The sequence below is a fragment of the Halomonas sp. 1513 genome, assembly GCA_001971685.1.
Lineage (GTDB): Bacteria > Pseudomonadota > Gammaproteobacteria > Pseudomonadales > Halomonadaceae > Franzmannia.
This window is the reverse complement of the sequence record CP019326.1, coordinates 2,811,373-2,835,458: the sequence shown is the minus strand read 5'-3', so window position 1 is coordinate 2,835,458 and position 24,086 is coordinate 2,811,373. Positions and strand designations below refer to the sequence as shown.

Sequence of the window (24,086 nt, the reverse complement as noted above, 5' to 3'; positions counted from 1 at the left end):
GGCTGTCCCAGTCAATTAGTGGCGTTGCTATTGAGCGCAACGAGGAGACCGTACCGGCGGTGGCCGGTACGGTTGGGGGAGAGCTAGCGCTTACTCGTCTTCACTGAAGGGCAGTGATGAGTGGTGCAGCACGATCCGCAGTTCGCCTTCGTCGTCCAGGTGGTAGCCCCAGGACTTGTCCACGGTGGTGGTGTTGCCGTCGGCATCGAGGATCGAGACGTTGCCCATGGTCATGGCGACATCGCCGCTGATCAGGATGGCGGCATTGTCGACGCTGACTTCCTGCCAGCCCTTCAGGGCGAAACCGCTGTCGTCACTGTATTCGTCGCTATGGCCGACGAAGTACGCCAGCGCGCCTTCCGGGGTGGTGCGGAAGGTCTGTGGAGCGGCAGCCAGGGTCGGCTTGAAGAGCACCTCGCCCATGTCGTAGCCGTAGGCGCTGTCGATCACCTCGCGGGCCAGCTCGCGGGCGGCGTCGATGCCTTCTTCCTCGTAGGCGTTGGAGATCGCGACCAGCGCGTCGCCCCAGGCCCGCTGTGCCTCCAGCACCTGCTCTTCGCTGATGTCGCCACCCAGGTGCGTGACCGGCGCGGCACTTGCCAGGCCGGCGGTGCCCAGGCTGAGGCCGAGGGCGGTCGCGGTAACCAGTGTCTTTATGTTCATCGTTCATCTCCTGTCGCTAAGCGGGTTAGGGCTAATGGAAAAGCCCGGCCAGCGTAACGCAGGCTGCACTGCGTTCCGATCGACGCGGGATGAACAAGCAATGCCGCCAGGATTAACACAAGGTGAACGCTCAGGCCTCCAGCCGGTAGCCGAAGCCGCGTTGGGTGGTGATCAGCGACTCTTCGGTGTCTCCGTCGTCCAGCTTGCGGCGCAGGCGCCGGATATAGACATTGACGACATTGGTCAGCGGATCTTCGTGGGCGCCCCATACACTGGCCAGGATCCGTTCGCGGCTGAACAGCTTGCCGGGCGCGGACATCAACAGCTCGAGGATGGCGAGTTCCTTCGGGGTGAGATCGATCCGCCGGCCGCCGCGGGTGACACGCCGCTGGTCGCGATCGAGCACCAGGTCGCCAACGCTGACGATGCGCTGCTCGGCGCTGGCGTGCCCCGCGTGGCGTCGTGAAATGGCGCCGAGCCGGGCCAGCAGCTCCTCGAAGGCAAACGGCTTGACCAGGTAGTCGTCGGCACCGGCCTCGAGCCCTGAGACGCGGTCCTCGACGCTGTCGAGGGCGGTCAGCATCAGGATCGGGAAGGTCACCCCGGCGGTGCGCAGGTTGCGGCATACTTCCAGGCCGCCGATATCCGGCAGCAGGCGGTCCAGGATGACGACAGGCGGCGAGGCGGTCACGCCGTCGCGTGCCGCCTGGACGAGATGCAGCAGTGCCGGTTGCCCCTCGCTGAAGCTCTGTACCTGGTGGCCCTCGGCGGCCAGCCCGCGCTGCAAGAAGTCACGAATACGGGGATCGTCTTCGACGATGACGATATGCATGGTGATGGGCTCCGAGGTCAGGCCGACGAGGGCGAGGGGGCGGGGCTTTCGATGGCGGCGGCCTCGGGCATATGCACCGGCAGGCGCAGCAGGGCCAGGCATCCGCCATCGTCCATGCTCTCGAGTTGCAGCTGGCCGCCATGCAGGCGCATCAGCAGCATGGCGATGGCCAGCCCGACTCCCTGCCCGTCGGGGCGGTGGCGGCGCGCCTCGGCACTGCGGTAGCCGCGCTCGAAGACGCGTGATGCCTCCTGGGCCGCCAATCCGATGCCGTGGTCGCGGATGCGCAGCTCCCAGACGCTGCCGGCCTGGTGCTCGATTACCTGCGCCTCGACCCTGACTTGGCCGCCGGGATGCGAATACTGGACGGCATTGTCGAGCAGGATGCCGAAGACCTGCTGGAGGCGCTGGGCATCGCCGAGCAGCGTGGCCGTCTCCAGCTGGCCGGTGGTCACGCTGATGCCGCGCAGCCGGCCCAGGGTGGAGGCTTGGCCAATGGCATCGCGCAGCGGGCCAAGCGGGTCGAGGGGCTGGTGATGGATCTGCCACTCGGCGATATCGCTACGCGCCATGGTCAGTAGATCGCTGATGACGCCGCTCAGGTGAACGGCATCGCCGGCGATGCGCTGTAGTGCCTGGCGGTACTCGCTCTCGCTGCGCGGCTGGCCGCGCAGGGCGATCTCCGCCTCGCCGCGTATCGAGGTGGCCGGGGTACGTAGCTCGTGGCTGATGTCCTCGAGCAACTGCTGGCGCTGCTGGGAGAGCTGCCGGAGCCGTTCCAGGGCTTGTTCGAGCTCGCGGGTGCGTGTTTCCACCAGGTCTTCCAGGCGCTGCTGGCGGTCGCGCTCGGTACGCCGATGCTGATCCAGTTCGCTGGCCATGTGGTTGATATGCGCGGCGATGCGGCCGAATTCGTCCTGCAGGCTGTCGTCCAGGCGGTGGCTGAGCTCACCGCGCTGCAGGGCCTGGGCGCCGCGCATCAGCTCGCCGATGGGGCGACGCAGGGCACGGGCGAAGTGCCAGAACACCAGCATGATGATGGCGCTCAGGGTCAGCGTGGTCAGGATCACCGTGCGCACCAGCTGCTGGAGGGAGCGGTCGGCTTCGTTGCGCTGCTTGGCGAGCAGCGTGCGCTCCCGGGACAGGGTGTCGGCCATCATCAGACGCAGGTCGCGGCCTTCGAACTGGTTGAGGTCGCTGGCCTCGAGATCGAACGGGGGGACGCTCTCCTGGCTCTCCAGGGTGTCGAGGAACTGATCGAAGACGTTCAGCGCCGTCTGGCGCTCCTCGACCAGGCTGGCGGGCTGCTCCATCTCCACCAGGGCATGGTCGGCCAGGGTTTCGCTGAGCTGGTGAAGCCGCGCCAGGTGCGCACGCATCTCCTCGAGCAGCGCCTGGCGCTGCTCGAGGTCGGGGTTGGCGTCGTGTTGGGCGCGAGACAGCCAGGTCTGCAGCCGGTGCTTGCTGTCGGAGAGCGCCAAGAAACCGCTATGCAGGTCGCTGGAGAGGCGGCCGAGCTCGACTTTCTGCCGGGCGCCATCGATGGCCCACACGGCGATGCCGCCCTGGATCAACGCCAGCAGCGTGAGGGTGAACAGCGCAATTCCCAGGCGGCGTTGAAACATGGGCCATCGAACTCCGGTGATCTGCCGTCGCGTTTGTCAGTGCTGCTGGCGCAGCAGGCCGAGCAGCGCCTGCAGCGGGTGCGCCAGGGCCTGGTCGGAGAGGCGCTTGGCCTGGCTGCGGCACGAGTAGCCGGTGGCCAGCAGCTTGCCGGCGTTGGCCGGGTCCTCCACCTGAGCCTGCCACGAGAGCGCGTAGATCGCCTTGGAGGTCTCGAGGTTGCGCGCCTCGTGGCCGTAGGTGCCGGACATGCCGCAGCAGCCGGTATTGACTAGCTCCAGCTCCAGGCCGAAGGCGGCAAACACCTGCTGCCACGCCTTGGGGCTGCCCGGGGCGTTGGTGGCCTCGGTGCAGTGGCTGAGCAGCCGGTAGCCGGGGTCGTCCAGGGGCACGCCGCTGGGCGCCAGGCGGCGGGCGTTCGTCACCAGCCACTCCTGCAGCATCAACACCTCGGGCACGGCGTCCGCGCCCAGCGCTTTGACGTACTCCTGGCGGTAGGTGAGCGTCATCGCCGGGTCGATGCCGACCAGCGGCACGCCGTGCTCGGCCAGGGTGCGCAGGCGCTTGGCCTGCTTGGCGGCGGTGCGCTCGAAGGCGCCGAGGAAGCCCTGCACGTTGAGCGGCTTGCCGTTGGCCGAGTAGGGGGCGACGAACACCCGCACATCCAGGCGGCTGAGCAGCTCGACGATATCCATCACCAGCCTGGCCTCGAAGTAGCTGGTGAAGGCGTCCTGCACCAGCACCACGCTTCTGGCCTTCTGCGCTTCGGTGAGCAGCCCCAGCGCGGTGGGGGTGGCCTCGGCAACGCCCCAGGCGGCCAGCTGCTTCTTGAGGCTGGCGCGGGAGAGTCGCGGGCTGTCGACCATGCCGATGGGCCCGGCCAGCAGCCGGTCGACCAGGCGGGTGCCCAGCAGGCCGTTGTAGAGCGGTGCTACTCGGGCCAGGCTCGGCACCATGAACTCCAGCCCGCCGATCAGGTAGTCGCGCAGCGGGCGCAGGTAGCGGCCGTGGTAGACCTCGAGGAACTGCGAGCGGACCTGGGGGATATTGACCTTGACCGGGCACTGGCCGGCGCAGGACTTGCACGCCAGGCAGCCGGCCATAGCGTCGTAGACCTCGTGGGAGACGTCCGCCTCGCGCTTGCGGCGCAGGCTGTTGAGGCTGCGCTTGGGCAGGTCCTTGATAAACCCCCAGGCGCCCTCGGCCTTCTTCTTGCGCGCCTCCTCGACCAGGTCGATGCCGGCGGCGTCCTGCTGGCGCAGCCATTCGCGGATCAGGCTGGCGCGGCCCTTGGGCGAGTGCACCCGCTCGCGGGTGGCCTTCCACGACGGGCACATGGCGTCATCGGGGTCGTAGTTGTAGCAGGCGCCGTTGCCGTTGCAGTACACCGCCGCGTTGTAGGCCTGCCACACCCGCTCGTCGATGGTACGGTCGAGCTCGCCGCGGGTGGTCACGCCGTCGACGGTGAGCAGGCCGGGGTCGACGAGCCTTACCGCTTCTTCGGGTACGTCGCCGGTGGCCGGTGCTGGAGCGGCCGGCGTCGCGATCTTGCCCGGGTTCAACTGGTTGTGCGGGTCGAAGGCCGCCTTGACCCGCTGCAGGCTGGGGTAGAGCTCGCCGAAGAACTTGGGCGCGTACTCGGAGCGCACGCCTTTGCCGTGCTCGCCCCACAGCAGGCCGTGGTACTTGTGGGTCAGCCCGGCGACCTCGTCGGAGAGCTCGCGGATCAGCGTCGCCTGTTCGGGGTCCTTCATGTCGATGGCCGGGCGTACATGCAGCACCCCGGCGTCGACGTGGCCGAACATGCCGTAGTCGAGGCCGCGGGCGCTGAGCGCGTCGCGCAGCTCGCCGATGAAGTCGGCGAGGTGCTCCGGGGGGACCGCAGTATCTTCGATGAAGGGGATGGGGCGCTTCTCGCCCTGGGCGTTGCCGAGCAGGCCCACCGCGCGCTTGCGCATGGCGTAGACGCGCTTGATCGCTTCGCGGCCGACGGCCTGGGTGTAGCCGAGCCGCTCGACGCTGGTGTCATCCTGCAGGTGCTGGCAGAACGCCTCGACCCGCGCCGCCAGGCGCTCGGGGTCGTCGTCGTTGAACTCCACCAGGTTGATGCCGCGTACCGGCGTCTCGCCGCTGGGGAAGAACTCCGCCACGCTGTCCCACACGAAGTCGTCCATCGCCAGCAGCAGCACGGTGTCGTCGACGGTCTCGATGGAGGTGGGGCGGTCCTGCGAGCCGTCTTCATCGCCCATCAGCGCCTTGGCGTCGCGCAGCGCGTGCATGTAGTCGGCGTAGCGCACGTTGACCAGGGTGGCGTGCTTGGGGATCGGCAGCACGTTGAGCACCGCCTCGTTGAGCAGGCCCAGCGAGCCCTCCGAGCCGCACAGCAGGCTGTTGATATCCAGCCGGCCTTGGGCGTCTCTCAGGTGGGCCAGGTCGTAGCCGGTCAGGCAGCGGTTGAGCGGCGGGAACTTGGCCGCGATCAGCTCGCGCTGGGTGTCGATGATCTCGCGGGCGGTGCGGTAGGCGCGGCCGGTGGCGTCGTCGCGGGCGCACAGCGCCTCGAGCTCGGCGTCGTCCACCGGGCGGCTGGTCAGGCGCTCGCCGCCGAGCAGCAGGGTGTCGAGCTCGAGCACGTGGTCGCGGGTCTTGCCGTAGGTGCAGCTGCCCTGGCCGCTGGCGTCGGTGGAGATCATGCCACCGATGGTGGCGCGGTTGGAGGTTGAGAGCTCCGGGGCGAAGAACAGCCCGTGGGGCTTGAGGGCGGCGTTGAGCTGGTCTTTGACCACCCCGGCCTGTACCCGCACCCGGCGGTTCTCGACGTCGATGTCGAGAATCCGGTTCATATGCTTGGAGACGTCCACCACCAGGCCGTCGGTGAGCGACTGGCCGTTGGTGCCGGTGCCGCCGCCGCGCGGCGTGAGCACCACTCGGCGATGCTCTACCTGGCCGGCGAGGTGGGCGATGCGCTGCAGGTCCTCGGCGCCCTTGGGATAAAGCACCGCCTGGGGCAGGCGCTGATAGATCGAGTTGTCGGTGGCCATCACCGTGCGGTTGGCGAAGTCCGGGGCGATCTCGCCCTCGAAGCCGGCCGCCTTGAGCGCCTCGAGGAAGCGCAGGTAGTGGTCGTCGAGGGCGGGCAGGGTGTCGGGTGCAGCGGTATCCAGTCGAGCGATCATCGGTGATATCAAGCCATCGGTCGCGGGCGTCGGCCGTATTGGCCGCGCGGGCTGTTGGAGTCGTGCCACTACTTTACCCGAGGCGGGGGCGGGTCGCACCCTGGCGCCCGCCGGCGGCGTGGTGAAAGGCCGGGCTTTTCCCTACAATAAGCGCCTGATTGGCGTTTACCCCCACCACCGAATTGCGACGGACAGGATTCCATGCTCGATCCGAAACTGCTGCGTGGTGACCTCGAACAGGTTGCCCAACGACTGGCCACGCGTGGCTTTACCCTCGATACCGCGCGACTCGAGGCGCTGGAATCCCGGCGTCGCGAGATCCAGACCGAGACCGAGACCCTGCAGAACGAGCGCAACACGCGCTCCAAGGCGATTGGCAAGGCCAAGGCCTCCGGTGAGGACATCCAGCCGCTGCTCGACGAGGTGAGCGACCTGGGCGACCGCCTGGACGCCGCCAAGGCGCGCCTGGCCGAGGTGCAGGCCGAGTGGGATGCGCTGGTCGTGGGGCTGCCCAACCTGCCCCACGAGAGCGTGCCCCAGGGCGAGAGCGAAGAGGAGAACGTCGAGTTGCACCGCTGGGGCACGCCGCGGACCTTCGACTTCGAAGTGCTCGATCACGTCGACCTGGGTGCCAAGTGCGCCAACCTCGACTTCGAACTGGCGGCCAAGCTGACCGGCTCGCGCTTCGCGGTGATGCGCGGCGAGATCGCTCGCCTGCACCGCGCGCTGACCCAGTTCATGCTCGACACCCAGACCCTCGAGCACGGCTATGAAGAGTGCTACGTGCCCTACATGGTCAACGAGGCGTCGCTGACCGGCACCGGCCAGCTGCCCAAGTTCGGCGAAGATCTGTTCAAGCTCGACGACGAGCGCGGCTTCCACCTGATCCCCACCGCCGAGGTGCCGCTGACCAACTTCGCCCGCGACGAGATCCTCGATGCCAAGGCGCTGCCGCTGAAGCTCACCGCGCATACGCCGTGCTTCCGCAGCGAAGCGGGCTCCCACGGCCGCGATACCCGCGGCATGATCCGCCAGCACCAGTTCGACAAGGTGGAGATGGTGCAGCTGGTCGACCCGGCCACCAGCTACGCGGCGCTGGAGGAGATGCGCGGCCACGCCGAGGCGATCCTGCAGAAGCTCGAGCTGCCCTACCGGGTGGTGACGCTGTGCACCGGCGACATGGGCTTCGGCGCGGCCAAGACCTACGACCTGGAAGTGTGGCTGCCCAGCCAGGAGACCTACCGCGAGATCTCCTCGGTCTCCAACTGCGAGGACTTCCAGGCGCGGCGCATGCAGGCGCGCTTTCGTCATCCGGAGCAGAAGAAGCCGCAGCTGCTGCACACCCTCAACGGCTCCGGCCTGGCGGTGGGCCGCTGCCTGCTGGCGGTGATGGAGAACCACCAGCAGGCCGACGGCTCGATCACCATCCCCGCCGCGCTGCGGCCCTATATGGGTGGTATCGAGGTTATTAACCTCTAAGCGCCAAGCGCCAAGCGCCAAGCGCCAAGCGCCAAGCGCCAAGCGCCAAGCGCCAAGCGCCAAGCGCCAAGCGCCAAGCGCCAAGCGCCAAGCGCCAAGCAAAGAGCTCGGCGCTAACAGCTACTCAATCTCCCAGCTCACGCTGACCTCGGCATCGACACTGATGGTGCCGGGGCGGTACTCGGCGCCGGCGCCCTGGCTCTCCATGGTGTCGGCGCGCATCGCCATCATGCGCGGCATGAATACCGGCGACTGCACCTCACTCACGCTGGTCACGCTGCCCAGGCTCACCTCCAGGGTGTCGGCCATCAGTTGCGCCTTGTGACGGGCCTTCTCCAGCGCCTGGGTCAGGGCGCGGTCGGTGGCCGCCTCGCGGTCGTGGAGGTCGTACTGCACGCCGTCCAGGGCATTCACGCCGGCCTCGGTGAGGGCATCGAGGATCACCGGCAGTTGCTCGAGGTCGTCGATGGTCAGGGTGATCGGCCGCTCGAGCTGGGTGCGCACCAGGGTCTCGCGTTCGCCGTCCTGCTGGCGCGGCGCATTGATATGGTCGGGCCGCACATTGAGCGAGCCGGCGCTGATGGCGTCGCGCTCCAGGCCGGCCTCTTCCAGGGTGCGGATCAACGCGCCGGTGCGCTCCTCGAGGCGCTCGCGGGCCTCGCGCAGGGCGTCGGGGTCGGTCTGCTGGTCGTCGCCGGCGGCTACCGCCGGGGTGCGCTCCCATAGCCGTGCGCTGAGGCTGGCCTTGTCGGGGGTCACCTCGACGCTGGATTGGGCCTGCACGCTGAGGCGTGACTCATGGGGGCGGGGCATGTCGGCCATCGCCAGCGGGGCAGCGAGGCTGGCAGCCAGCAGCAGCGCCAGCGGCAGGGCGAACGGGCGGCGCATGGAACGGGAAAGTGTCATCGAGTGGCCTCCTTGCAGGTAGTGGACGAGGATTCGAGCGCGCCGTGCGTCGGCGGTTCCCGGGCGCTGGGCGCCTGCACCGTGTTTCCCTAATCTTGGTGGCCGCGGCGAGGCGGATTTGTCTCGGCGAGCAACTGCGCCCATCATGAAAGCAATCATAACGCCAGGAAGGCTCATGGATCCCGATTCGAATCAGCAATCCCGTACCATCCCGCTCAACCTGACCCTGGCGCTGGCCGCGCTGGTGGTGATCATCGGCGGGATGCGGCTGGGCGCCGAGCTGCTGGTGCCGCTGCTGCTGTCGCTGTTCATCGCCGTGGTGTGCACCGCGCCGGTACAGTGGCTGCATCGCCACGGCCTCAGCCTGCGCCTGGCGGTGTGCGCCACCCTGCTGGTGATCGGCACCTTCCTGATCCTGCTGATGCTGCTGCTGGCCAACACCTTCAGCACCTTCATCGCCGCGCTGCCGGATATCGAGGAGCAGGCCTACGCCTACTACTACGAGCTGCTCAACTGGCTGGCCAGCCGCGGCATGTCGGTGCGGCCCGAGCAGTTCGCCGAGTGGTTCGATGACGCCAACGTCACCCAGATGATACCGACCCTTCTCGGCCATCTCGGCAACCTGCTGTTCCAGAGTGCGATCGTTGGCCTGCTGGTGGTGTTCATGCTGTTCGAGACGCTCAATTTTCGCGACAAGATCAGCCAGGCACTGCTCGACCCGGCGCCCAGCCTGCGCCGGCTCAGCGAGTTCAGCCTGACGTTGAAGCGCTACCTGGCGGTGAAGACGGTGATCAGCCTGATCACCGGAGTGCTGGTATGGATCGCCTGCGTGGCGGTCGGCGTGGGCTTCCCGCTGCTGTGGGCCACCATGGCCTTCGGCCTGAATTTCATTCCCAATATCGGCTCGGCGCTGGCGGCGATTCCGCCGGTACTGTTGCTGCTGGTATCGCCGGACGCCGGCTGGGGCTCGGCAGTGGTGCTGGCACTCTGCTATCTGGCGATCAACTTCGTGATGGGCAACCTGGTCGAGCCGCGGGTGATGGGGCGAGCGCTGGGGCTGTCGACCTTCGTGGCGTTTCTGTCGCTGGTGGTGTGGGGCTGGATACTCGGCACGGTGGGCATGCTGCTATCGGTGCTGCTGACCATGACCCTCAAGATCGCCCTCGACAGCCACCCGGACACGCGCTGGATCGCGCGGCTACTGGGGCCGGGAGCCGAGAAGAGTGCCGCGGGCGATGAGATTCTGCCGGGACGGGTGCGCCTGAAACGACAGCGCCCCGATGATGAGCATCAACGGGGCGCCGAGTAGCGGCCAGCAGGCACTAGCCGATCGATCAGGCGTTCTGCTCGATGAACTGCGCGAGCTGAGTCTTGGACTGGGCGCCTACCAGCGAGGCGACCTTGGCGCCGGACTTGAACAGCATCACGGTGGGCACGCCACGCACGCCGTGTTCGGCGGCGATTTCCGGGGCATCGTCGACATTGACGCTGACGACCTTGATGTTCTCCGCGCGCTCATCGGCGACTTCATCGACCACGGGCGCCATCATCTTGCAGGGGCCGCACCAGGGTGCCCAGAACTTGAGCAGGACCGGCTTGTCGGCCTTGAGCACTTCCTGCTCGAAGTTGGCAGTGGTGACATCGACGTTATTAGCCATGTAAATCTCCAGTTGCTTTGCGCTTAGTCGAGCGTGCTTTTTTGCAAGGTTAGCTGGCCGATGTTAGCGGCAGCCCGCGTTGCTGGCAAATATCGCCTGGTTGATCGACGTGATAGCGGCTTGTTATTGACGCGCTCAAGAGCGGCCACTCGCCCGGCCGGGCGTAGCCGTTTCGAGGGATAGGCTTATATGCTATAAAGTAATTTAATCATGCTGGCTTATGCCTTATGGGGTTAGCCGACCGGCCGTGATGGCCGACCATCAGCAAGAGGTTTCGGGGATGAAACTGCAGCAGCTGCGCTATATCTGGGAAGTCACGCGGCACAACCTCAACGTCTCCGCCACCGCGCAAAGCCTGTACACCTCACAGCCGGGCATCTCCAAGCAGATCCGCCTGCTCGAGGACGAACTGGGGGTGGAAATCTTCGCCCGCAGCGGCAAACACCTGACCCGGGTGACGCCGGCCGGGGAGGCGATCATCGAGCTGGCCGGCCAGGTGCTGCGCACCGCCGAGAACATCAAGCAGGTGGCCCAGGAGCACAGCGACGAGCGTCGCGGCAGCCTCTCCATCGCCACCACCCACACCCAGGCGCGCTATGCACTGCCGCCGGTGATCCACGACTTCACCCAGAAGTACCCCGACGTGGCGCTGCACATGCAGCAGGGCACGCCTAAGCAGATCGCCCAGATGGTCAGCGAGGGGCACGCCGACTTCGCCATCTGCACCGAGGCGCTGGAGCTGTTCAACGACCTGGTACTGCTGCCCTGCTACCGCTGGAACCGCTGCGTGCTGGTGCCCCAGGGGCATCCGCTGGCCGACGTCGAGACGCTGACCCTGGAGGCGCTGGCCGAGTATCCGCTGGTGACCTATGTGTTCGGCTTCACCGGCCGCTCGCAGCTCGACGACGCCTTCAAGGCCCGCGGCCTGACCCCCAATGTGGTGCTCACCGCCGCCGACGCCGACGTGATCAAGACCTATGTGCGGCTCAAGATGGGGGTCGGCATCGTTGCGCACATGGCGGTGGACCCGGAGGCCGACAGCGACTTGGTGGCGCTGGATGCCAGCCACCTGTTCGCCAGTTCCACCACCAAGATCGGCATTCGTCGCGGCACCTTCATGCGCGGCTATATGTACGACTTCGTGCAGGGCTTCGCCGCCCACCTCGACCGTAATCGCGTAGATGCCGCCCTGGCTGCCGGCCCGCGCCATGAGCAGGAGCTGTTCGAGAATATCGAGTTGCCGACGCGCTAAACGCGCGCCAGGCAATAACAAAAGGCCCTGCCGGGTGGGATACCGGCAGGGCCTTTTGGTGACATAGGTGCGGGGGTCAGTGCTGAAGGTGCAAACCGCACTCCCGCTTCTCCTCCACCTTGGTGGGGTCGAAGTAGTCGAAGTTGTTGGGCAGGTCGTGCTGCTGCAGGTACTGGTACATCTCCTTGGCGGTCCAGTGCAGCACCGGGGCGACCTTGATCAGGCCGTCGGCGTTGCGCGAGACCGGCTGCATGCGGGCGCGCTCGGCGGTGTCTTCGGCGCGCAGCGCGGTGAACCACACCTCGGGGGCCATCTCGCGCAGCGCGCGCTGGAAGGGCTCGAGCTTGACCTCTTCGGTGAAGGCGGCGTGGCGCGGGTCGTCGATGCCGGGGAAGTCGCCTTCCAGGGCTTCACGATGGGCGCGGGAGCGCTGCGGATGGTAGGTGATCAGGTTGAGGCCGAGGCGCTTGACCACCTCGTCGACGAAGCGATAGGTGGCGGGGGTGTTGTAGCCGCTGTCCATCCATACCACCGGGATGTCGGGCTGCACCTGGGTGACCATGTGCAGGATCACCGCTTCGAAGGGGCGGAAATTGGTGGTGCAGATGGCGCGCTTGCCGAGGCTCAGCGCCCAGCGGGTGAGGGCCTCGGGGTCGTGGCCGTGCTGCTGGTTGATGCTGTCGATATCGAGTTCCATCAAAAGCTCCTGAAGGCGGAGAGCCGCCGCTCTGGTGTATGGCGCCAGATTACCAAAGGCGTCGGGCCTCGCCCCAATATCGTTTGGTTAGGTCGTTATATAGCGAAAAGCGAGCTTGCGGGCGCTCTGTTAGTTCGTAACGTGCTAAGCAGCGCCGTTGATCTCAAGGCGTGGCGCTGTCGTGGTCCAGGGCACCCAGCAGGTGGCGGATCTTGTCCAGGGTCTCGTGGTACTCGGCCTCTTCGTCGGAGTCGGCGACCAGGCCGCCGCCGCCCCACAGATGCAGCTGGCCGGCGTCGGCCACCGCGGTACGGATGGCAATCGAGGTATCCATATGGCCGCGCTGGTCGACGTAGCCGAGGCTGCCGCAGTAGGCGCTGCGCCGGCTGGGCTCCAGCTCGTCGATGATCTGCATGGCGCGCACCTTGGGCGCACCGGTGATCGAGCCGCCGGGGAAGGAGGCCGCCAGCAGGTCGAGGGTCGAGCGCTGCGTGGCCAGCTCACCGCGCACGCTGCTGACCAGGTGGTGGACGTTGGCGTAGCTCTCCAGGCCGCACAGCTGCGGCACCCGCACGCTGCCGGGACGGCACACCCGGCCCAGGTCGTTGCGCAGCAGGTCGACGATCATCACGTTTTCGGCGCGGTCCTTGTCGCTGGCCAGCAGCGCTTCGGCCAGGCGGCGGTCCTCCTGCGGGGTGGCGCCGCGGGGGCGGGTGCCCTTGATCGGCCGCGCCTCGACCTGGCCGTGGTGGGCCTGCAGGAAGCGCTCCGGCGACAGTGACAGCACCGCCTTGTCGTCCCACGCCAGGTAGCCGGCGAAGGGCGTGGGGGTGGCCCGGCGCAGGCGCAGGTAGGCCTGCCACAGATCGCCGTGGTAGGGCGCGCTGAAGCGCTGGGCGAGGTTGATCTGGTAGCAGTCGCCGGCCTGGATATAGGCCTGCACGCGGCGGAAGCGCTGGCCGTAGCCGTCGCGGTCGAGCTCGGCGGTAAACGGCGCGGTGATCTTGAACGGTGCGCCCTCGGGCGCCGCTGCGGCCAGCCACTGCTCGACCTCGGCGCGGCGCGCGGCGCTGGCCACCAGCCAGCTTTGCTGGGCCTGGTGGTCCTGGATCAGCGCCCAGTCGTAGAGGCCGACGCGGCTCCAGGGCAGGGCGGTGGCGCTGCGGGCGGCGCCGTTCAGCGGTTCCAGGCAGCGGCCGAAGTCGTAGCTCCAGAAGCCGATCAGGCCGCCGAGAAACGGCAGTTCGCTGTCGGGCGGGTCGCCCCTGAGGCTGGCCAGCAGCGCCTTCTGCGCCTCGATGGGCGTGCCGGGCAGGGGCTTGCCCTGGGCGTCGCGGGCCTGGCCGCGGGTGTCGATCTCGAGGGTCTCCAGGGGCCGCGCGCTGAGGATGTCGTAGCGGCCGCCGGGGCCGTGGGGGCGGCCGCTGTCGAGCAGCACCGCGCCCGGCTGCTGGCGCAGGGCGGCGAAGTAGCCCAACGGATCGGGCTGATAGGGTAGGGCGGTGATCTCGAGTGGTGATGTCATGCGCGGCGCTTTCCTCAACGAGCGCCTCATTCTAGGCGTCGTCCCGGCGTTTGTCTCATCTGCCGAGCGTTGGATGAAGACGGCCTATCAACGGCTTATGCTAAAATAGCATCATTGTTGACAATGTGGCCCCGGGCGAGCCCGCGTTATCCGGGCTCTACGCCCAAAGGCGTAGGCCGCACAGCGCGGCTTACGCTTGATTCCTGGGCGGCGGCTGGTTAGAGTGCCTTTAGAACCCAATTGTCGACAATTAATCATGAATCAAGCCACGCCAGACCTGAACACACCCGAAGTTCGCACCCTTGCCGAGCGGGTCTTCAACCAGCTGCAGGAGGCCATCGTGCGCGGCGACCTGGCACCGGGCGCCAAGATCACCGAGCCGGGCCTGTCCAAGACCTACGGCATCTCCCGCGGGCCGCTGCGCGAGGCGATGCGCCGCCTCGAGGTGCATCGCCTGATCGAGCGAGTGCCCCACGTCGGCGCGCGGGTGGTCAAGCTGTCGATGAAGGAGCTGCTCGAGCTGTTCGACGTGCGCGAGGCGCTGGAGAGCATGGCTGCGAGGCTTGCCGCCGAGCACATGACCGCCGAGGAGATCGCCGGGCTGCGCGAGGTGCTGGCGCTGCACGAGCGCCAGGCCGACCTCAAGCGCGGCGAGGCCTACTTCCAGCGCGAGGGCGACCTGGACTTTCACTATCGCATCGTCCAGGGCAGCCACAATCGCATGCTGATGACGATCCTCTGCGACGACCTCTACTACCTGGTGCGCCTCTATCGTACTCAGTTCAGTGCCAGCGGCACGCGGCCGCAGCGCGCCTTCGTCGAGCACCACCGCATCGTCGATGCCATCGAGAGCGGCGACGCCGAGCTTGCCGAGCTGCTGATGCGCCGCCACGTCAGCGCCTCGCGGGCCAACGTCGCCGAGCGCTACGCCGCGGTACTCGAACAGGAAGCCGGCCAGCCGGCGTCGTAACCGACCGTCACTACACTGCCACCCTACAAGGAGAGCCCCATGAGCCATGCCACTCCCGGTGCCCGCTTTCGCGCCGCGCTCAACGCCAATCAGCCGCTGCCCATCGTCGGCACCATCAACGCCTATACCGCGCTGATGGCCGAGCGGGTCGGGCACCAGGCGATCTACCTCTCCGGCGGCGGTGTGGCCAACGCCTCCTTCGGCCTGCCCGACCTGGGCATGACCACCATGAACGACGTGGTCCAGGACGCCCACCGCATCACCGGCGCCACCGACGTGCCGCTGCTGGTGGATATCGACACCGGCTGGGGCGGCGCCTTCAATATCTCGCGCACGGTCAAGGAGATGCAGCGCGCCGGGGTGGCCGCCGTGCACCTCGAGGACCAGGTGGCCCAGAAGCGCTGCGGGCATCGCCCCAACAAGGCGATCGTCAGCCAGGCCGAGATGGTCGACCGCATCAAGGCCGCCGCCGACGCGCGCATCGACCCGGAATTCTTCCTCATCGCGCGCACCGACGCCTTCCAGATGGAGGGGCTGGACGCCGCCATCGAGCGCGCCAATGCCTGCGTCGAGGCCGGCGCCGATGCGATCTTCGCCGAGGCGGTGCACAGCCTCGACGACTACCAGGCGTTCTGCGAGCGGGTCGATGCGCCGATCCTGGCCAATATCACCGAGTTCGGCGCCACGCCGCTGTTCACCCAGCAGGAACTCTCCGAGGTGGGCTGCCAGATGGTGCTGTATCCGCTCTCGGCGTTCCGCGCCATGAACGCCGCGGCGCTCAAGGTCTACCAGAGCATCCACGCCAACGGCCACCAGCGCGACGTGGTCGAGCTGATGCAGACCCGCGACGAGCTCTACGACTTCCTCAACTATCACGACTTCGAGCGCAAGCTCGATGCGCTGTTCGTGCAGGAGAACAACGCCTAGCGTGCGCAGCAGTTGACCGTTACCGATTCCATAACAACATCCCACATTCACCGGCCCGCAGGGGCCCGGGAGAAGGAGACACGTCATGGCTGATAAACCCCTTGCAGGCGCCGGCCTGCGTGGCCAGAGCGCCGGCAGCACGGCGCTGTGCACCGTGGGCCAGAGCGGTTCGGGGCTGACCTACCGCGGCTACGACATCGCCGAGCTGGCCGACAAGGCGCGCTTCGAGGAGGTCGCCTACCTGCTGCTCAAGGGCAAGCTGCCCACCCAGGCCGAGCTCGACGCCTACATCACCAAGATCAAGGGCCTGCGCGGCCTGCCGGCGCCGCTGCGCGCGGTGCTCGAGCAGATTCCCCCCGACGCCCACCCGATGGACGTAATGCGCACCGGCGTCTCGATGCTCGGCAACCTCGAGACCGAGGAGCGCTTCGAAGAGCAGCAGGACGCCGCCGACCGCCTGCTGGCGGTGCTGCCGTCGATCATCTGTTACTGGTATCGCTACACCCACGACGGCGTGCGCATCGATACCCAGACCGACGACGATTCGGTGGGCGGCCACTTCCTGCATCTGCTGCGCGACGAGGTGCCCAGCGAGCTGCACGCGCGGGTCATGAGCGTGTCGCTGATCCTCTACGCCGAGCACGAGTTCAACGCCTCGACCTTCACCGCCCGGGTGTGCGCCTCGACGCTCTCCGACATGCACTCCTGCGTGACCGGTGCCATCGGCTCGCTGCGCGGCCCGCTGCACGGCGGCGCCAACGAGGCAGCGATGGCGATGATCGAGCACTGGCGCTCCGCCGACGAGGCCGAGCGCGAGATTCTCGGCATGCTCGAGCGTAAAGAGAAGATCATGGGGTTCGGCCACGCCATCTACCGCGAGTCCGACCCGCGCAACGCGATCATCAAGGCGTGGTCAAAGCGCTTGGCGGACGACGTCGGCGACAGCGTGCTCTACCCGGTCTCGGAGCGGGTCGAGGCGGTGATGTGGCGCGAGAAGAAGCTGTTCTGCAATGCCGACTTCTTCCACGCCAGCGCCTATCACTTCATGGATATCCCGACCAAGCTGTTTACGCCGATCTTCGTCTGCTCGCGGGTCACCGGCTGGTGCGCCCACGTCTTCGAGCAGCGCGACAACAATCGCATCATTCGCCCAAGCGCCGACTATGTGGGGCCCGACGCCCGCGACTGGTTGCCTATCGAGCAGCGCGACTGAGCTCACCGACCACGGGGTGACACCATGAATATCGACTACCGCAAACCGCTTCCCGGCACCGAGCTCGACTACTTCGATGCGCGTGCCGCGGTCGAGGACCTCGCCCCCGGCGCCTACGCCGGGCTGCCCTACACTTCGCGGGTGCTGGCCGAGCAGCTGGTACGACGCTGCGACCCGGCGCTGCTCAGCGATGCGCTGCGCCAGTTGATCGAGCGCAAGCGCGACCTCGACTTCCCCTGGTACCCGGCGCGGGTGGTGTGCCACGACATCCTCGGCCAGACCGCGCTGGTCGACCTGGCCGGCCTGCGCGACGCCATCGCCGAGCAGGGCGGCGACCCGGCCAAGGTCAACCCGGTGGTGCCCACCCAGCTGATCGTCGACCACTCGCTGGCGGTGGAGCACGCCGGCTTCGAGGCGGACGCCTTCGACAAGAACCGCCAGGTGGAGGACCGCCGCAACGACGACCGCTTCCACTTCATCGACTGGACCAAGACCGCGTTCGAGAACGTCGACGTGATCCCGCCCGGCAACGGCATCATGCACCAGATCAACCTGGAGAAGATGTCGCCGGTGGTGCAGGTCCAGCCCGATGCCAGCGGCCGGAAGGTCGCCTTTCCAGATACCTGCGTGGGTACCGACAGCCACACGCCGATGACCGATGCCCTGGGGGTGATCTCGGTGGGCGTCGGCGGCCTCGAGGCGGAGAGCGTGATGCTCGGCCGCGCCTCGATGATGCGCCTGCCGGACATCGTCGGCGTGGAGCTGACCGGCAAGCTGCAGCCCGGCGTGACCGGTACCGACATGGTGCTGGCGATCACCGAGTTCCTGCGCCGCGAGCGGGTGGTGGGTGCCTACCTGGAGTTCTACGGCGAGGGTGCCGAGGCGCTGAGCATCGGCGACCGTGCCACCATCTCCAACATGACGCCGGAGTATGGCGCCACCGCGGCGATGTTCTACATCGACGGCCAGACCATCGACTACCTGACCCTCACCGGCCGCGACGACGAGCAGGTGGCGCTGGTCGAGACCTACGCCAGGCACACCGGGCTGTGGGCCGATAGCCTCGCCGAGGTCGAGTACGAGCGAGTGCTGCGCTTCGATCTCTCCAGCGTGACCCGCACCCTGGCCGGGCCCTCCAATCCCCACGCCCACCTGCCTACCAGCGAGCTCGCCAAGCGCGGTGTGGCGGTGGGGCTCGACGCCGCCCGCGCCGAGGAGCAGGCCGGCAAGCTGCCGGACGGCGCGGTGATCATCGCCGCCATCACCAGCTGCACCAACACCTCCAACCCGCGCAACATGGTGGCGGCGGGGCTGATCGCCCGCAACGCCAACCGCCTCGGCCTGATCCGCAAGCCGTGGGTGAAGTCGTCGCTGGCGCCGGGCTCCAAGACGGTCAAGATGTACCTCGAAGAGGCCGACCTGATGGGCGAGCTGGAGTCGCTGGGGTTCGGCGTGGTGGGCTATGCCTGTACCACCTGCAACGGCATGTCCGGCGCGCTGGATCCGGTCATTCAGCAGGAGATCATCGACCGCGACCTCTACTCGGTGGCGGTGCTGTCGGGCAATCGCAACTTCGACGGCCGCATCCACCCCTATGCCAAGCAGGCCTTCCTGGCCTCGCCGCCGCTGGTGGTCGCCTACGCCATCGCCGGCACCATCCGCTTCGATATCGAGAAGGACGCCCTGGGCGTCGACGCCGACGGCAATCCGGTGACGCTCAAGGATATCTGGCCCGACGACGCCGAGATCGACGCCATCGTCAAGCGGGCGGTGAAGCCGGAGCAGTTCCGCCAGACCTATATCCCGATGTTCGACTTGGACAAGAGCGCGGCGGCCAGGACCGAGCCGCTCTATGCCTGGCGCCCGCAGAGCACCTACATCCGCCGTCCGCCCTACTGGGAGGGCAAGATGTCCGCCGAGCGCAGCCTCAAGGGCATGCGGCCACTGGCGATCCTGCCCGATAACATCACCACCGACCATCTGTCGCCGTCGAATGCCATCCAGCTCGACAGCGCGGCGGGGGAGTACCTGGACAAGATGGGCGTGCCGGAGGAGGACTTCAATTCCTACGCCACCCACCGCGGCGACCACCTCACCGCCCAGCGCGCCACCCTGGCCAACCCCAAGCTGTTCAACGAGATGGTTCGCGACGACGCGGGCAAGGTGCGCCAGGGCTCGTTGGCGCGGATCGAGCCGGAGGGCAAGATAACGCGCATGTGGGAGGCCATCGAGACCTACATGGCGCGCAGCCAGCCCTTGATCATCATCGCCGGCGCCGACTACGGCCAGGGCTCGTCGCGGGACTGGGCGGCCAAGGGCGTGGCGCTGGCCGGCGTGGAGGCGATCGTGGCCGAGGGTTTCGAGCGCATCCACCGCACCAACCTGGTCGGCATGGGCGTGATGCCGCTGCAGTTCGAGCCGGGCACCACCCGCCACACCCTTGAGCTCGATGGCACCGAGGTGTATGACGTCGAGGGCGCGGCGGCGCCGCAGGCGACACTGACCCTGGTGATCCACCGCACCAGCGGCGAGACCCAGCGGGTGCCGGTGATCTGCCGCCTGGACACCGAGGAGGAGCTGACCATCTACACCGCCGGCGGCGTGCTACAGCGCTTCGCCCAGGACTTCCTCGAATCCAGCGCGGGGGCCAGCGCATGAGCCATACGCCGCAGATCCGCATTGCCGCGACCTATATGCGCGGCGGCACCAGCAAGGGGGTGTTCTTTCGCCTCGCCGATCTGCCGGCCGCGGCCCAGGCGCCCGGGCCGGCCCGCGATGCGCTGCTGCTGCGGGTGCTGGGCAGCCCCGACCCGTATCAAAAGCAGGTCGACGGCATGGGCGGGGCGACCTCCAGCACCAGCAAGGCGGTGATCCTGTCGCCGAGTGCGAGCCCCGACCACGACGTCGATTACCTGTTCGGCCAGGTCTCCATCGACGCGCCCTTCGTCGACTGGAGCGGCAACTGTGGCAACCTCTCCGCCGCGGTGGGGCCCTTCGCCATTGCCAACGGTCTGGTCGACCCGGCGCGGATTCCCGCCGACGGGGTGGTCGAGGTACGCATCTGGCAGGCCAATATCGAGAAGACCATCGTCTCGCGGGTGCCGGTCACCGACGGCCAGGTGCAGGAGACCGGCGACTTCGAGCTCGACGGGGTGACCTTCCCGGCGGCGGAAGTGCCGGTGGCCTTCATGAACCCCGCCGACGGCGAGGGCGCGCTGTTCCCCACCGGCAACCTGGTCGATGAGCTGGAGGTGCCGTCCGAGGTGGTGGCGGGCGGGCGCCTCGAGGCGACCCTGATCAACGCCGGCATTCCGACCATCTTCGTCAACGCCGCCGATCTCGGCTATACCGGCACCGAACTGCAGGAGGCGATCAACGGCGACCCGGCGGCACTGTTGCGCTTCGAGACGCTGCGCGCCCATGGTGCGCTGCGCATGGGGCTGATCAAGGACGTCAGCGAGGCGGGTAGCCGCCAGCACACGCCCAAGGTGGCCTTCGTGGCACCGCCGTCAGGCTATACGGCCTCCAGCGGCCGGCGGGTCGACGCCGAGGAGATCGACCTGCTGGTGCGGGCGCTCTCCATGGGCAAGCTGCACCACGCCATGATGGGCACCGCGGCGGTGGCCATCGCCGCCGCCGCGGCGATCCCCGGCACCCTGGTCAACCTGGCCGCCGGCGGCGCCGAGCGCGACTCGGTGTGCTTCGGCCACCCCTCGGGCACGCTGCGGGTCGGCGCCAAGGCCAGCCGGGCGGGAGATGACTGGCAGGTCGAGCAGGTCACCATGAGCCGCAGCGCCCGGGTGCTGATGGAGGGGTGGGTAAGGGTACCGGATTAAACCGTGCCCAGCGCCCGGAAGCGCTGTATCCCTTCGCCGGGCGCGAAATCCTCCAGTTCGAACAGCTGGCGCACCTCGATCTCGGCGTTGCCCCCTGGGCCGCCGGGGTTGGGGAAGCGCTGCGTCCACGCCAGCGCCTCCTCGCGTGAGGCGACCTTGATCAGGGTGTAGCCTGCAATCAGCTCCTTGGCCTCGCTGAAGGGGCCGTCGGTGAGCAGCTGTTCGCCGTCGCGGTACTCGATGCGCCAGCCCTTGGCGCTGGGCTGCAGGCCCGAGGCGTCGAGCAGGGCGCCGGCGTTGGCCAGCTGCTCGTGGAACTCGGCCATGGCGGCGACCATGCTGTCCTCCGGCATGGCGCCGGCCTCGCTCTCCTGGCTGGCCTTGACGATGATCATGAAGCGCATGCGATCTCTCCTCGCTGGTGGGTACCCCCGTGTGTCGAACCTGGCCTTGTCGATTCGACAGCCTGCTGTGAGGATTCAGTTCGGCTCCAACAGGCGCGCCCCGCTGCCCTGCTCGGCGAGGGTGTCGCGCGGGTTGCGCAGCGGGCAGTCGTCCATCGACAGGCAGCCGCAGCCGATGCAGTGGTCGAGCTGGTCGCGCAGCTGGGTCAGGCAGCGAATGCGCTCATCGAGGGTTTCTCGCCAGGTGGCCGAGAGGCGCTGCCAGTCTGCTGCGCTGGGGGCACGGTGGTCGGGCAGGGTGGCGAAGGCCTCACCCACCTCGGCCAGTGAGATGCCGGTGCGCTGGGCCACCTTGATGATCGCCACCCGGCGCAGCACGTCGCGGGTGAAGCGCCGCTGGTTGCCGGCGTTGCGGCGGCTGGCGATCAGCCCCTTGGCTTCGTAGAAGTGAATGGCGGAGACCGCCACACCGCTGCGCGCCGCGACCTCCCCGACACTGAGTTCGCGTGGGATGCTACGGGACATGAGATTTTCCTTGACCTGTAGTTTACTTGAGGTTTTACCCTGCTAATCGCCTCCACACAAGGTGATGACATGTTCCGTTTCTTCGAAAACCTGGTGAATCCCTATCCGCCTGGCGTGCCCGAGACGCCGCCCCGTGGGCTGGGCGCCTTCATCCTGCACTTCTCGCGGCCGGTGCTGCCGCTGCTGATCGTGATGTCGCTACTCACCGCGCTGGTGTCGGCGGTCGAGGTGCTGTTCTTCAGCTATATGGGCGACCTGGTCGACTGGCTGGCGGCCGCCGAGCGCGAGGGCTTCTTCGCCGAGTATGGCTGGCGCCTGGCCGGCATGGCGGCGCTGGTGGTGGTCGGCCTGCCGCTGCTGACGCTACTGCAGTCGCTGATCACCCACCAGAGCATCTTCGGCAACTACCCGATGATCGGCCGCTGGCTGGCGCATCGCCATATGCTCGGCCAGAGCATGGCTTTCTATCAGGACGAGTTCGCCGGCCGGGTCTCGCAGAAGGTGATGCAGACGGCGCTGGCGATTCGCGAGACGGTGATGAAGCTGATGGACCTGCTGGTCTATGTGATCGTCTACTTCATCGGCGCCATGCTGCTGATGGGCAGCGCCGAGCCGTGGCTGATGCTGCCGCTGGTGGCCTGGCTGGTCGGCTATATCGCGATCATGAAGGTATTCGTGCCGCGCCTGCGCCAGGTCTCCATGGAGCAGGCTGACGCCCGGGCGCGGATGACCGGTCGCATCGTCGACAGCTATAGCAATATCCAGACCATCAAGCTGTTTGCCGATACCCAACGCGAGCAGCACTACGCCCGCGATGCCATGGAGGGCTTCATGGCCACGGTGCACCGCCAGATGCGCCTGGCCACCAAGCTGACGGTGAGCCTGACGCTGCTCAACTCGCTGCTGCTGGCCGGGGTCGCGGCAATCGCCATCGGCGCCTGGTACCTGGAGGCGGTGTCGCTGGGGGTGATCGCGGTGGCCATCGCGCTGGTGATGCGCATCCGCTTCATGTCCAACTGGATCCTATGGGAAGTCGCGGGGCTGTTCGAGAACATCGGCACGGTGCAGGACGGCATCAATACCATCGCCCGCGAGCCCAAGGTCAAGGACGCGCCCGGCGCCCGGCCGCTCGAGGTGTCGCGGGGCGAAATCCGCTTCGACGACCTTCGCTTCGGCTATGCGCGGCCGGACGGTGAGGCCCAGCGGGTCTTCGACGGCATGAGCCTGACCATTGCGCCGGGGGAGAAGGTCGGGGTGATCGGCCGCTCGGGTGCCGGCAAGTCGACCCTGGCCAACCTGCTGCTGCGCTTCTACGACCTGGAGGGGGGCCGCATCCTGATCGACGATCAGGATATCGGCGAGGTCACCCAGACCTCGCTGCGCCAGCAGATCGGCATGGTGACCCAGGACACCTCGCTGCTGCACCGCTCGCTGCGCGACAACATTCGCTACGGCAGCCCGCATGCCAGCGAGGCCCAGGTGCTGGAGGCGGTGCGCCGCGCCCACGCCGACAGCTTCATCGATGACCTGGTCGACGTGCAGGGCCGGCGCGGGCTGGATGCCCACGTCGGCGAGCGCGGGGTCAAGCTCTCGGGCGGCCAGCGCCAGCGTATCGCGATTGCCCGGGTGCTGCTCAAGAACGCGCCGATCCTGGTGCTCGACGAGGCGACCTCGGCGTTGGACTCCGAGGTCGAGGCGGCGATTCAGGAGCAGCTCTACACCCTGATGGAGGGCAAGACGGTGATCGCCATCGCCCATCGGCTCTCGACCATCGCCATGCTCGACCGGCTGGTGGTGATCGACGAGGGCCGTATCGTCGAGACCGGCACTCACCGCGAGCTGTTGGCCGAGGATGGCCTCTATGCCGCGCTGTGGCGGCGCCAGTCGGGGGGCTTTCTGGGCGTGGATCTCGACGGCGAGACGGCGATCAGTCCGGCCGGCGCGCCATCAGCGTGATTTCGACGCGGCAGCCGCCGAACAGCTTGGGGGACTGGGTGCAGGTGCGCGCCGGATAGTCCGGCCCCTCGAAGAACTCCGCGTAGATGCTGTCCATCTCGTGGATCTCATCGAGGTCGGCGAGGTGGACATCGACTCTCACCACGTCGCTCATGTGCACGTTGACCATCTCCAGCATGCGCTGTAGCTCGCGCATGACGCGATGGGTCTCCTCCTTGATATTGCCGATATCGCCCTCGGTGCCGTGGATATCCGCGGCGGTCAGGCCGGAGACGAAGGCGTAGCGGTCGTCCATCACGATATGACTACCGGGAAAGTGCGGGCTGGGCAGGGTGGGGTCGTTGTGGTGCTCTGGCATGTGATCTCCTTATCGATTCAGCCTCCTCTCTGACTCCTTTGGGGGCGAGAGGGTTCCTGGCGCTATAAAGGTGCTCGCGAGGCTAG

At 67.5% G+C, this 24,086-nt stretch carries 20 protein-coding genes; 9 read left to right on the top strand and 11 right to left on the bottom strand.

Features of this window, described 5'->3' with window-relative positions; translation table 11 throughout:
* Positions 1 to 90 precede the first annotated feature (90 nt).
* The 4 genes from BWR19_12910 to BWR19_12895 form a co-directional block, all read right to left on the bottom strand.
* Complete coding sequence (locus tag BWR19_12910) at positions 91 to 663, bottom strand: phosphoribosyl-AMP cyclohydrolase (protein APX93766.1); 573 nt, start codon at positions 661 to 663, stop codon at positions 91 to 93.
* Positions 664 to 793: 130 nt separating this feature from the next.
* Entirely contained in the window at positions 794 to 1,495 is a 702-nt protein-coding gene (locus BWR19_12905) for a DNA-binding response regulator (protein ID APX93765.1), read from the bottom strand.
* A 17-nt stretch (positions 1,496 to 1,512) separates the two neighbouring features.
* Positions 1,513 to 3,120 (bottom strand): hypothetical protein, encoded by a 1,608-nt coding sequence (locus BWR19_12900; protein ID APX93764.1) that lies wholly within the window; start codon positions 3,118 to 3,120, stop codon positions 1,513 to 1,515.
* 36 nt (positions 3,121 to 3,156) lie between these two features.
* Complete coding sequence (locus BWR19_12895; GenBank protein ID APX93763.1) at positions 3,157 to 6,294, bottom strand: FAD-binding oxidoreductase; 3,138 nt, start codon at positions 6,292 to 6,294, stop codon at positions 3,157 to 3,159.
* Positions 6,295 to 6,495: 201 nt separating this feature from the next.
* On the opposite strand from BWR19_12895, the gene BWR19_12890 reads away from it, so the two are divergent.
* Positions 6,496 to 7,773: a serine--tRNA ligase gene (locus BWR19_12890; GenBank protein ID APX93762.1), complete on the top strand. Its 1,278-nt coding sequence runs from the start codon at positions 6,496 to 6,498 to the stop codon at positions 7,771 to 7,773.
* Positions 7,774 to 7,893: 120 nt separating this feature from the next.
* On the opposite strand, the gene BWR19_12885 is transcribed toward BWR19_12890, so the two are convergent.
* Entirely contained in the window at positions 7,894 to 8,679 is a 786-nt protein-coding gene (locus BWR19_12885) for an SIMPL domain-containing protein (protein ID APX93761.1), read from the bottom strand.
* A 175-nt stretch (positions 8,680 to 8,854) separates the two neighbouring features.
* Here BWR19_12885 and BWR19_12880 point away from each other — a divergent pair, with 175 nt between their 5' ends.
* Positions 8,855 to 9,988 (top strand): AI-2E family transporter, encoded by a 1,134-nt coding sequence (locus BWR19_12880; GenBank protein ID APX93760.1) that lies wholly within the window; start codon positions 8,855 to 8,857, stop codon positions 9,986 to 9,988.
* A 25-nt stretch (positions 9,989 to 10,013) separates the two neighbouring features.
* Here BWR19_12880 and BWR19_12875 read toward each other — a convergent pair whose 3' ends face one another.
* Positions 10,014 to 10,337: a thioredoxin gene (locus BWR19_12875; GenBank protein ID APX93759.1), complete on the bottom strand. Its 324-nt coding sequence runs from the start codon at positions 10,335 to 10,337 to the stop codon at positions 10,014 to 10,016.
* A 280-nt stretch (positions 10,338 to 10,617) separates the two neighbouring features.
* Here BWR19_12875 and BWR19_12870 point away from each other — a divergent pair, with 280 nt between their 5' ends.
* Positions 10,618 to 11,589, top strand: coding sequence for a transcriptional regulator CysB (locus BWR19_12870; protein APX93758.1), 972 nt, complete (start codon positions 10,618 to 10,620; stop codon positions 11,587 to 11,589).
* A gap of 76 nt (positions 11,590 to 11,665) precedes the next feature.
* Here the strand turns inward: BWR19_12870 and BWR19_12865 are convergent, their stop codons facing one another.
* Both BWR19_12865 and BWR19_12860 read right to left on the bottom strand, forming a co-directional pair.
* A complete protein-coding gene (locus BWR19_12865) occupies positions 11,666 to 12,286 on the bottom strand; it encodes a phosphoadenylylsulfate reductase (protein APX93757.1) in 621 nt (206 codons plus the stop codon).
* 163 nt (positions 12,287 to 12,449) lie between these two features.
* Positions 12,450 to 13,811, bottom strand: a complete 1,362-nt coding sequence (locus BWR19_12860) for an aminodeoxychorismate synthase, component I (GenBank protein APX93756.1) — start codon at positions 13,809 to 13,811, stop codon at positions 12,450 to 12,452.
* 256 nt (positions 13,812 to 14,067) lie between these two features.
* Here BWR19_12860 and BWR19_12855 point away from each other — a divergent pair, with 256 nt between their 5' ends.
* The 5 genes from BWR19_12855 to BWR19_12835 all read left to right on the top strand — a co-directional run bounded on the left by BWR19_12855 (position 14,068) and on the right by BWR19_12835 (position 20,757).
* Positions 14,068 to 14,781 (top strand): GntR family transcriptional regulator, encoded by a 714-nt coding sequence (locus BWR19_12855; GenBank protein ID APX93755.1) that lies wholly within the window; start codon positions 14,068 to 14,070, stop codon positions 14,779 to 14,781.
* Between the two features lie 39 nt (positions 14,782 to 14,820).
* Positions 14,821 to 15,708: a methylisocitrate lyase gene (locus BWR19_12850; GenBank protein APX93754.1), complete on the top strand. Its 888-nt coding sequence runs from the start codon at positions 14,821 to 14,823 to the stop codon at positions 15,706 to 15,708.
* Positions 15,709 to 15,793: 85 nt separating this feature from the next.
* Complete coding sequence (locus BWR19_12845) at positions 15,794 to 16,921, top strand: 2-methylcitrate synthase (protein ID APX93753.1); 1,128 nt, start codon at positions 15,794 to 15,796, stop codon at positions 16,919 to 16,921.
* 24 nt (positions 16,922 to 16,945) lie between these two features.
* Positions 16,946 to 19,579: a Fe/S-dependent 2-methylisocitrate dehydratase AcnD gene (locus BWR19_12840; GenBank protein ID APX93752.1), complete on the top strand. Its 2,634-nt coding sequence runs from the start codon at positions 16,946 to 16,948 to the stop codon at positions 19,577 to 19,579.
* Positions 19,576 to 20,757: a putative methylaconitate Delta-isomerase PrpF gene (locus tag BWR19_12835; GenBank protein APX93751.1), complete on the top strand. Its 1,182-nt coding sequence runs from the start codon at positions 19,576 to 19,578 to the stop codon at positions 20,755 to 20,757. The genes BWR19_12840 and BWR19_12835 overlap by 4 nt, the downstream gene beginning before the upstream one ends.
* Here BWR19_12835 and BWR19_12830 read toward each other — a convergent pair.
* Both BWR19_12830 and BWR19_12825 read right to left on the bottom strand, forming a co-directional pair.
* Positions 20,754 to 21,161, bottom strand: coding sequence for a dehydrogenase (locus BWR19_12830; GenBank protein ID APX93750.1), 408 nt, complete (start codon positions 21,159 to 21,161; stop codon positions 20,754 to 20,756). The genes BWR19_12835 and BWR19_12830 overlap by 4 nt on opposite strands.
* Positions 21,162 to 21,236: 75 nt before the next feature.
* On the bottom strand, positions 21,237 to 21,686 hold the full coding sequence (locus BWR19_12825) for a redox-sensitive transcriptional activator SoxR (GenBank protein ID APX93749.1): 450 nt from the start codon (positions 21,684 to 21,686) through the stop codon (positions 21,237 to 21,239).
* A gap of 69 nt (positions 21,687 to 21,755) precedes the next feature.
* On the opposite strand from BWR19_12825, the gene BWR19_12820 reads away from it, so the two are divergent.
* Positions 21,756 to 23,642 (top strand): multidrug ABC transporter ATP-binding protein, encoded by a 1,887-nt coding sequence (locus tag BWR19_12820; protein ID APX93748.1) that lies wholly within the window; start codon positions 21,756 to 21,758, stop codon positions 23,640 to 23,642.
* On the opposite strand, the gene BWR19_12815 is transcribed toward BWR19_12820, so the two are convergent.
* A complete protein-coding gene (locus tag BWR19_12815; protein APX93747.1) occupies positions 23,614 to 24,000 on the bottom strand; it encodes a translation initiation inhibitor in 387 nt (128 codons plus the stop codon). The two genes, BWR19_12820 and BWR19_12815, sit on opposite strands and share 29 nt — an antisense overlap.
* Between the last annotated feature and the right edge of the window lie 86 nt (positions 24,001 to 24,086).